The sequence below is a fragment of the Cupriavidus sp. 01L46 genome, assembly GCF_056399905.1.
This window is the reverse complement of sequence record NZ_JBFTSF010000249.1, coordinates 1-9,703: the sequence shown is the minus strand read 5'-3', so window position 1 is coordinate 9,703 and position 9,703 is coordinate 1. Positions and strand designations below refer to the sequence as shown.

Below are 9,703 nucleotides of genomic sequence, written 5' to 3'. Positions count from 1 at the left end.
GGGTTCCAGCACGAATACGCCGCTGCCGACGCGCACCTCGATATAGCCGCCGATCTCGAGCGCGATCAATGCTTCGCGCAACGTCGAGCGTGCGACGTTGAGCTGCTCGGCCAGCTCGCGCTCCGCCGGCAGGCGCTCGCCGGGGGCGAACTCGCCTGCGCTGATTTTCTTGGCAATCTGGTCGGCGATCAGCCGGTAAAGGCGCTGCGCTGAAACCGCTTGAAGTAAGGACATGAAGGCAAGGCCGCTGCAAATTGACTGATGGTCTGATCAATACAGCAAAACCCGGTGTCTGTTCAAGGGGCAGGGCGGGTTTCTCCCGGCGTTCCGGGCTGCCTGAGGGGTGCCAGCGGGAGTGGTCCGGCCAATACGGCCTCGGATTGGCAGCAAACCGGCCACGTGCTCCGGATTCCATCGGTCGTCTTTTCCGCACATCGCAGCACGCGTCCTGGGCAAAACGTGAAGACATCGCCCTCAATTGGACGGACCACCCAGTCAAAAAATCAAAAAATTTGGCAATTTTTCCGCGAAGGCCATAGAATTGGTCCGGCCACCGGTTGAGTTATAACGCCCGTGACACAAAAAGCGGCTTTAGCGCCATCCGGAGGGTCGCACTGGTCTGACCCGAAGCCTGACCCGAAGCGCTTTCCCCCGGTTTCCCGGCCGGCCCCTCGTGGCGCCGGCCGCCCAGATCCAGACAAGACAGCAGGACACCAATGCAATGGAGCACGCAATGAAGAACGCAGACCTGGTACGCCGCAAAGATGCCGCCACGCCCCGTGGCGTTGGTGTGATGTGCAACTTCTATGCCGAGCGCGCCGAGAACTCGGAGCTGTGGGATGTCGAAGGCAACCGCTACATCGACTTCGCGGCCGGCATCGCGGTGCTCAATACCGGTCACCGCCATCCGCGCCTGGTGCAAGCCATGCAGGCACAGATGGAGCGCTTCACGCACACCGCCTACCAGATCGTGCCCTACGCCAGCTATATCGAGCTGGCCGAGAAGATCAACGCCCGCGCGCCCGGCGCGTTCGCCAAGAAGACCGMGTTTTTCACCACCGGCGCCGAGGCCGTCGAGAACGCCATCAAGATTGCCCGTGCGGCCACCGGGCGCCCCGGCGTCATTGCCTTCTCCGGCGGCTTCCACGGCCGCACCATGATGGGCATGGCGCTGACCGGCAAGGTCGTGCCGTACAAGGTGGGGTTCGGCCCGTTCCCGGGCGACGTGTTCCACGCGCCGTACCCGTACGGGTTGCATGGCGTGAGCGTGCAGGATTCGATCAACGCCCTGCACCAGCTGTTCAAGGCGGATGTGGACCCGAAGCGGGTCGCGGCCATCATCTTCGAGCCGGTCCAGGGCGAGGGCGGTTTCAACGTGGCGCCCGCCGAGTTCGTGCGCGCGCTGCGCGGCATCTGCGACGAGCACGGCATCCTGCTGGTGGCTGATGAAGTGCAGACCGGCTTCGGCCGCACCGGCAAGCTCTTCGCCATGGAGCACTACGGCGTCACGCCGGACCTGACCACCATGGCCAAGAGCCTGGCCGGCGGCATGCCTTTGTCGGCCGTTTGCGGCCGGGCCGAGATCATGGACGCGCCGGCCCCCGGCGGGCTGGGCGGCACCTACGCTGGCAACCCGCTGGCGGTGGCCTCGGCGCTGGCGGTGCTGGACGTGCTGGAGAGCGAGAAGCTGATCGAGCGCGGCGCCGCGCTCGGCCAGCGGCTGCAGGACAAGCTGGCTGGCCTGAAATCGCGCGTGCCGGAGATCGGCGAGGTCCGCGGCCTGGGCGCCATGATTGCCGTGGAATTCCGCAAGGCCGACGGCCGCCCCAATCCCGAATTCACGCGGCAAGTGCAAGACCGCGCGCTGGAGCGCGGCCTGCTGCTGCTCTCCTGCGGCGTCTACGGCAACGTGGTGCGCTTCCTGTTCCCGCTGACCATTCCTGACGCCGTGATGGACGAAGGGCTGGGCATCCTGGAGGCCGCGCTCCTGCAGTAACTGCCCAAGCCCAAGCCCAAGCCCAGGCCCGCAAACCTCGCATTCAAGACTTCGAAGGATCGCCGCACGCAAGCTGAAGCGGGCGGCGATCGCAAAAACGGAATTCACGACCATGAACAAGCAATCGCCGCAAGCATTGCCGGCGCGCGCAGAGCGCAACGGCGGCCAGATCCTGATCGACCAACTGATTATCCAGGGCGTGAAGCGCGTCTTCCTGGTGCCGGGCGAAAGCTACCTGCCTTGCATCGACGCGCTGTACGACCATCAGGACAAGATCCAGCCCATCGTCTGCCGGCAGGAAAGCGGGGCGGGCTATATGGCCGAGGCGCAAGGCAAGCTGACCGGCGAGCCCGGCATCTGCTTTGTCACGCGCGGCCCCGGCGCCACCAACGCCAGCATCGCCGTGCACACTGCCTACCAGGATTCGACCCCCATGATCTTGTTCGTTGGCCAGGTCGGCAACGATTTCTACGAGCGTGAAGCGTTCCAGGAGGTCGACTACCGCCGCATGTTTGGCCAGATGACCAAATGGGTGGCGCAGATCGACCGCACCGACCGCATTCCCGAGTTCATCGCGCGCGCCTTCGCGGTGGCCACCAGCGGACGGCCCGGCCCGGTCGTGCTGGCGCTGCCGGAAGACACGTTATGGGGCAAGGCAACGGTGGCCGATGTGCCGCGCTACCGGCGTGCCCACAGCGCGCCGACGCCTGGCGCCATGGCCTCGCTGGCGGAGCTGATCGAGCAGGCGGAGCGCCCGTTCCTGCTGCTGGGCGGATCGGGCTGGACCCCGGAGGCCTCGCGGCAGATGGAAGGGTTTGCCGAGCGCTTCGCGCTGCCGGTCGGGGTGGCCTGGCGCCGCCTGGAGTGCTTCGACAACCATCATCCGAACTTTGCCGGGCACGTGGGCTGGGCCATGCCCGAATCGCTGCGCAAGCGCGTACAGGAGAGCGACCTGCTGATCGCGGTGGGCACGCGCATGGGCGAGGCCACCAGCGAGGGCTATACGGTGGTGCAGAGCCCGCTGCCGAAGCAGAGGCTGGTCCACGTGTACCCCGACGCCAATGAGCTTGGCCGCGTGTTTCATCCCACGCTGCCGATCGCCGCGGACGTGGTCTCGTTTGCCGCCGCGGCGAGCGAGCTCTCCCCGTCGCGTTCCCCGGGCGCGCGCAACGCCGGGCACGACGCCCACCAGGTGTACCTGGCCGAGCAGGAACCCAAGGCCGCGCCGGGCGCGCTCAACCTCAACGTGGCCGCCTGCCACGTCCGGGACAACGTGCCGGAGGACACCTGCATTACCGTTGGCGCGGGCAACTACGCCTTGTACCCCCATGCCTACTACCGCTTCAAGGGCGTCGGCACCAGCCTGGCGCCGACCGTGGGATCGATGGGCTATGGCCTGCCGGCGGCCATTGCCGCCAAGCTCGAGAACCCCGCTCGCACCGTGATCTGCTATGCGGGCGATGGTTGCTTCCAGATGAACCTGCAGGAACTCGGCGTTGCCATGCAGTACCGCGTCGGCATCGTCGTGCTGGTCTTCAACAATGGCATCTGGGGCACCATCCGCGCGCACCAGGAGCGCGAGTTCCCGGGCCGCACCGTGGCGCTTGGCTTCGACAATCCGGAGTTCAGCGAACTGATCCGCGCCTATGGCGGGTATGGCGAGATTGTCGCCAGCGATGAAGCGTTCGGTCCCGCTTTTGCGCGCGCCCTTGTGTTCGCCAACACCCAGCAGCTGCCCGCCTTGCTGGAGCTGCGCTATGACGCGGACGGCATCGCGCCGGGCATGACCTTGTCGCAGATCCGCTCGGACGCACTCGCCCGGCAAGCGGACGCACTCGCCCGGCAAGCGGACGCGGCGTAATGGCCACGACGGCAAAGAGAGAGAACATGAACATGCTGGCAATCAATGGCGAGCGCCTGTGGCAGTCGCTGATGGACCTCGCCGCGATCGGCGCCACGCCCAAGGGCGGCAATGCGCGCCTGGCGCTGACGGCGCTGGATGGGCAGGGGCGAGACCTGGTGACCGGTTGGATGCGCGCAGCCGGACTGAGCGTGACGGTCGACCAGGTCGGCAATATCTTTGCCCGCCGGGCAGGGCGCAACAACGCGCTGGCCCCGGTCATGACCGGCAGCCATATCGACACGCAGCCCACCGGCGGCAAGTTCGACGGCTGCTATGGCGTGCTGGCCGGCCTGGAGGTCATGCGCACCCTGAACGATCACGGCATCACCACCGAGGCCCCGCTCGAAGTGGCCATCTGGACCAATGAAGAAGGCTCGCGTTTTGTCCCGGTGATGATGGGTTCCGGCGTGTTTGCCGGCGTCTTTCCGCTGCAGACGGCGCTGTCGGCCACCGACGTGGCGGGCAAGCGGGTGGCGGATGAACTGGCGGCCATCGGCTATGCCGGCGACGCGGAAGTTGGACGCAAGGTCGGCGCCTACTTCGAAGCCCATATCGAACAGGGGCCGGTGCTCGAGGCCGAGGACAAGGTGATCGGCGTGGTGACCGGATCGCTGGGCCTGCGCTGGTACGACGTCACCGTGACCGGCATGGAGGCGCACGCCGGCCCCACGCCGATGCCGCTGCGCAAGGACGCGCTCTATGGCGCCACGTTCCTGATGCAAGAAGTGATCCGCATCGCCAACGACTTCGCGCCGCACGGACGCGGCACGGTGGGCGTGGTCAAGGTCCATCCGTCGTCGCGCAATGTCATTCCCGGGGCGGTGACGTTCACGGTCGACCTGCGCCACCTCGACCCGGCGCGGCTTGCCGGGATGGATGCGCGCTTTCGCGCGGCTTGCGCCGCCGTCGCGGATGGCACCACCACCGGCGCGGCCCTGGATGTGGTGGTGCAAGACGTGCAGTACTTCGCGCCCACGCCATTCGCGCCCGAGCTGATCGGCCACGTGCGCCAGGAAGCCGCCGCGCGAGGCTACAGCCATCAGGACATCGTCACGGGCGCAGGCCATGACGCGGTCTATATCGCCGGCGTGGCGCCCGCCGCGATGATCTTCGTGCCGTGTAAGGACGGCATCAGCCACAACGAAATCGAAGACGCCAAGCCGGAGCATCTGGAAGCCGGGGCCAATGTGCTGCTTGGCGCCATGGTGGCGCAGGCGAACGCGAGCGCCTAAACGGGCCGAAACCCCAATGCATGCCAGGAATCCACGATGAGTGACTTAAGAGATCTCGCCTATTGGCGCACGCGGGCCGCAACGGTGTCGATCCGTTCGCAAGCCTATATCGATGGCCGCTGGGCTGACGCCGCCGACGGCGCCACCTTCGAGACCATCAACCCTGCCACCGGCAAGGTGCTCGCCAGGGTTGCGGCCTGCGGCGCGCAGGACGTCAACCGCGCGGTAGCCGCGGCGCGCAAGGCGTTTCAGTCCGGGGTCTGGTCGGACATGCCGCGCAGCGCCAGGAAAGCCACGCTGCTAAGGCTGTCGCACCTGATCGACACGCATCGCGAAGAGCTCGCGCTGCTGGAAACGCTCGACATGGGCAAGCCCATTGCCGAGACGCTGCAATACGACATCCCCGAAGCCGGCCGCACCTACGCCTGGTACGCCGAAGCCATCGACAAGATCTACGACGAGATCGCGCCGACGGGCCCCGACGTGCTGGCCACCATCACGCGCGAGCCGCTGGGCGTGGTGGCGGCGGTCGTGCCCTGGAACTACCCGCTGCTAATGGCCAGCTGGAAGGTCGCGCCCGCGCTGGCCACCGGCAACAGCGTGGTGCTCAAGCCCGCGGAGCAGTCCCCGCTCACCGCGCTGCGGCTGGCGGAGCTCGCCGAAGAAGCGGGCATCCCGGCGGGCGTCTTCAATGTGGTGCCAGGTCTCGGCGCCGCTGCCGGGCAGGCCCTTGGCCGCCATCCCGACGTGGACTGCATTGCCTTTACCGGCTCCACCGCCACCGGCAAGCGCTTCATGGAGTACTCGGGCCAGTCCAACCTCAAGCGCGTCTGGCTCGAGTGCGGCGGCAAGTCCCCGCATATCGTCTTTGACGACTGCCCCGACCTGGACCGCGCGGCGCAGGCCGCCGCCATCGGCATCTTCAGCAACCAGGGCGAGATCTGCATCGCCGGCTCGCGCCTCTATGTGCAAAGCGGCATCTATGACGCGTTCATGGAGAAGCTGGAAGCGCACGCGGCGCGCATGCAGCCGGGCGACCCGCTCGATCCCGCCACCGCCATGGGCGCCATTGTCGACGGCGCGCAGCTGCAGCGGGTGATGTCCTATGTGAAGAGCGGCGAGGACGAAGGCGCCCGCCTGCGCGCCGGCGGCAAGCGCGCGCGCACGGACAGTGGCGGCTTCTACATGCAGCCCACCATCTTCGAGTGCCCCACGCAGTCGCTCACCATCGTGCGCGAAGAGATCTTTGGCCCAGTGCTGGCGGTGACCCGCTTCGAGTCCGAGGAAGAGGCCATCCGCATGGCCAACGATTCGCCCTACGGACTGGGTTCGGGACTCTGGACCTCCAACCTGTCCCGCGCCCACCGGGTTTCGCGCAAGCTGCAGGCGGGGCTGGTGTGGGTCAACTGCTATATGGACAGCGACGTGACGGTGCCGTTTGGCGGCGTGAAGCAGTCGGGCTCAGGGCGGGACAAGTCACTGCATGCGCTGGACAAGTACACGGACCTGAAGACCACGTGGATCAGCCTGGCGTGACCAGGCAAGGCGTTGGCCGGTGAGTGCCGGTCAGTGCCGGCCAACGCCGGTCAGCCCCTCAGAGCAGTTCCATTTGCCGGGCGGCGGGGGCGGGGCGGTGTGCCAGCGTCAACGCCGGCACACCGCCAACCGGCCACGCCAGGCTAAAGCCCTGTTGCCGTGCCTTGTAGGCGGCCTCTTCCTTGCCAGCCGCCTGGAGATGCCTGTACATGGCGCGGGCATGCGTCTTGACCGTCGGCGCCGAGATATTCAGCAGGCGGCCTACGGTCTTGAACCCATGCCCTCGGGAGAGCAGTGCCAGCACGTCGTACTGGCGTTGCGTCAAGCCCAGTTGCGTTGCCTCTTGTGTCAAGCGCTGGGTCCCGGCGGCGGGCCGCGTTGACAGCGCGGCGGTGGGCAAAGCGGGGAACAGTGAAAGCTGGCTTGCGCCCGCGCGCTCCGGCTGACGGGTGGCGATACGCTGGATGGCGGTCCTGAGCACGTCGAGCGGGGCGGATTTTGGCAGGCAGCCGCTGAAGCCTTCGGTGATCTCGCCTTGCGGCAGCTGCAGCGGCACGGCATCGCAGAGCAGCAGCACGCGCGGCGCGGCCCATAGCTTGCGTGCCTGGCCGAGCCAATGCCAGCCCGTGTCAGCATCGGCGGGCATGCCAAAGACGATCAGGTCAACGTTGCCGCCGGCATGCGAATGCTCAGKGTTTTCCCCCGGGTCGATGGCAACGACTTGCACGATGCCTGCAATACCCTCCAGCAGAGCGAGCATTGCAATCCGGAGCAATGGATGGCTTTCAACGAGCACCACGTTCATGCCGTAACTCCCCGTACAAGCGCAAATGCAAATGCAAGTGCAACGGAGACAGGCTGAACCCGCGGGGATGGCACGACACTGCCAGCACCGACCAGCGCCGACCAGCGCTTGCTCAGGTTTTGCAATCCCCGGGTTTCCGACCCTGCCCTGGCGGACCCGCCAGGACGGCTCTGTGCGTCGTAGAGCCTGCCCGCATACGTAATGTTTTGTATCTCKGAGGATATTAGGTTCGGATTGTGCTTGAAATCAAGTGGGCATGTGGCATGGATGAAACATCAATATGCGCGCCATGCTTTGCCGGCATTCGCCCCTCTCGTCGACCTCCGCGTCGGAAGTCAACCAGCGTGGGCCTGGCGTTTCGTCACGCCTATGACTTGATCCGCAAGGCCGAACCGTCACGCTGGGCGTCTTCCTCCAGCATGGCAAGCGCGCCGACGATGAGCGCGTGCATGCCCTGAACAAGCTCCGCCTCCATCTCGGCTTCTTCCGCCGCGCGGTCCGCCTCCACAAGGGGTTCCCGGCCTGCTACCGAATACACCGTGTCGGCCACGGCAATGCAGTGGAATGCGACCGTCGCAAGCAGCCAGCGTGCCTGTTCCTTTGAAATGCCGTAGGCACGCGCGATATGGCTCTGGTGCCCGTCGATCTTGGCGAGCATGGGCTGTGTCGCAGCCAACCTGCGGATCACGTACGGCGTCAGCCCAGGGTGTGCCTTGACGAACTCCCGTACCGATGTGGTGAACACGATCAGGTAATCCTTCAATCCACTACGCCCCTTGCCGCAAGCCTGCGGAATCTGCCAGCGGCTGAAGATCTCCTCGGCGACCAGGCGCTTGAGTTCCTCAAGGCTCGGCACGTGCTTGTAGAGCGCCATATGGCTGACCCCGAGTGCGGCGGCGACGCCGACGAAGGTGATGTTCGGCAAGCCGATCTCGATGCCCGCGTCGGCGATCCGTTCGCGCGTGATGGTACGAGGGCGCCCGCGCGCCGAAGGTTGTTGTGGCGAATTCATGTTTGTTCCTTGATCGGTGGTGATAGCCATGTAGCCGCCTTGCCAGCCATTCGTCAATTAGTTTATAGTCATGCAACTAATTATCATTTCGATTCCCTGGAGTCATCCATGACCGATCCATCGAGTGCCTTGGCAGGCAGCAACCCCTCAGCCGCCATTCTGCGCGAGATCGATGCCGCCGAGCGGCCTGCGTGGATGGGGGCTCGCCTTCTCGTCCGCAAGACAGGGGGAGAGCCATCCCATCTTTCTGAATCTCTGGACGCTTCTTTTTCATGAACACGCGTGACGCGGCTGCGGCCATTCCCAAGGGACCTGGCCCGATCAGCCGGGTATTGAACCCCATTCGTGGGCAACTGATCGTCGCCGCAGTACTGGCTGGCGTGGGCGCCATGCTCACGCTGGTGCCGCTGGCCGGCATCGCGCATATCGCAAAGCTCGTCCTCGGCGGCACCGACATCGCGGCGGCGGCACGGGCGCAAGTGCAGGGCGAAGTCTGGTGGACCGTCATTGCCAGCGTGGTGAGCCTGTTCGTCGGCATGACGCTGGTGTCCGCCGGGGAACTGACCGCCCACCTGGCCGACAACCGCATCACCCATCACCTGCGCCTGGCGGCCACGCAGCGGCTGGCCCGCGTGCCGCTGGGCTGGTTCACCAGCCGCGCATCKGGCGAGGTCAAGCAGGCCATGCAGGACGACATCGGCACGCTGCACAGCCTGACCGCGCATTTCTATACGACGCTGGGGCGCGCGATGGGCGCCATCCTGATCTCGCTCATCTACCTGTTCGCGATGGACTGGCGCATGGCCATCGTCTCGATCTTGCCGTTCCCGGGTTTTTTCCTGTTCTTCGGCAGGGCCATGAAGGCCAGCGGGGCGAACATAAAGGAGTTCGTCGGCGGGCTGGGACGCATCAACAACGCGGTGGTCGAGTTCGTCAACGGCATTCCCGTGGTCAAGTCCTTCGGCGCCAGCGGCAAGGCGCACGGCGGCTACCGCGAGGCAGTCGATGCCTTCGCCCAGGCCTTCGTCGGTTTCACCCGTCCCCTCGTGGGCTCGATGGCCAACGCCAACGCGATGATCGCGCCGGTGGCGGTGCTGGGCGTGGTGCTGGTTTTCGGCACGCTGTTCGTGAGCCTGGGCTGGATCGCCCCGGTGGACGTGCTGCCGTTCGCTCTGGTGGCACCGGGCATCTCCGCGCCGTTGCTGCTGCTGCACTACAT

Annotated in this window: 9 protein-coding genes; 6 read left to right on the top strand and 3 right to left on the bottom strand. The window is 66.0% G+C overall.

Annotated elements, in window-relative coordinates:
* On the bottom strand, positions 1-234 hold a 234-nt coding region (locus AC1DS3_RS29920), incomplete at its 3' end, for a FadR/GntR family transcriptional regulator (RefSeq protein WP_477128536.1).
* Between the two features lie 499 nt (positions 235-733).
* Here AC1DS3_RS29920 and gabT point away from each other — a divergent pair.
* The 4 genes from gabT (at position 734) to AC1DS3_RS29900 (ending at position 6,667) form a co-directional block, all read left to right on the top strand.
* Positions 734-1,996 carry a 4-aminobutyrate--2-oxoglutarate transaminase gene (gabT, locus tag AC1DS3_RS29915; RefSeq protein ID WP_477128535.1) on the top strand — a complete coding sequence of 421 codons (1,263 nt, stop codon included), beginning with the start codon at positions 734-736 and terminating at the stop codon, positions 1,994-1,996.
* A gap of 112 nt (positions 1,997-2,108) precedes the next feature.
* Positions 2,109-3,857 (top strand): thiamine pyrophosphate-binding protein, encoded by a 1,749-nt coding sequence (locus AC1DS3_RS29910; protein WP_441631276.1) that lies wholly within the window; start codon positions 2,109-2,111, stop codon positions 3,855-3,857.
* A 26-nt stretch (positions 3,858-3,883) separates the two neighbouring features.
* Positions 3,884-5,131 (top strand): Zn-dependent hydrolase, encoded by a 1,248-nt coding sequence (locus AC1DS3_RS29905; protein ID WP_441631278.1) that lies wholly within the window; start codon positions 3,884-3,886, stop codon positions 5,129-5,131.
* 36 nt (positions 5,132-5,167) lie between these two features.
* On the top strand, positions 5,168-6,667 hold the full coding sequence (locus AC1DS3_RS29900) for an aldehyde dehydrogenase (RefSeq protein WP_477109106.1): 1,500 nt from the start codon (positions 5,168-5,170) through the stop codon (positions 6,665-6,667).
* A gap of 58 nt (positions 6,668-6,725) precedes the next feature.
* On the opposite strand, the gene AC1DS3_RS29895 is transcribed toward AC1DS3_RS29900, so the two are convergent.
* Both AC1DS3_RS29895 and AC1DS3_RS29890 read right to left on the bottom strand, forming a co-directional pair.
* Complete coding sequence (locus tag AC1DS3_RS29895) at positions 6,726-7,427, bottom strand: response regulator transcription factor (RefSeq protein ID WP_477128534.1); 702 nt, start codon at positions 7,425-7,427, stop codon at positions 6,726-6,728.
* A gap of 412 nt (positions 7,428-7,839) precedes the next feature.
* Positions 7,840-8,514 carry a TetR/AcrR family transcriptional regulator gene (locus AC1DS3_RS29890; RefSeq protein ID WP_441631283.1) on the bottom strand — a complete coding sequence of 225 codons (675 nt, stop codon included), beginning with the start codon at positions 8,512-8,514 and terminating at the stop codon, positions 7,840-7,842.
* A 78-nt stretch (positions 8,515-8,592) separates the two neighbouring features.
* Here AC1DS3_RS29890 and AC1DS3_RS29885 point away from each other — a divergent pair, with 78 nt between their 5' ends.
* Together AC1DS3_RS29885 and AC1DS3_RS29880 are read left to right on the top strand one after the other, a co-directional pair.
* Positions 8,593-8,760 (top strand): hypothetical protein, encoded by a 168-nt coding sequence (locus tag AC1DS3_RS29885; RefSeq protein WP_441631285.1) that lies wholly within the window; start codon positions 8,593-8,595, stop codon positions 8,758-8,760.
* The coding region (locus AC1DS3_RS29880; RefSeq protein WP_477128533.1) for an ABC transporter transmembrane domain-containing protein at positions 8,757-9,703 on the top strand (947 nt) is incomplete at its 3' end. The genes AC1DS3_RS29885 and AC1DS3_RS29880, both read left to right, overlap by 4 nt.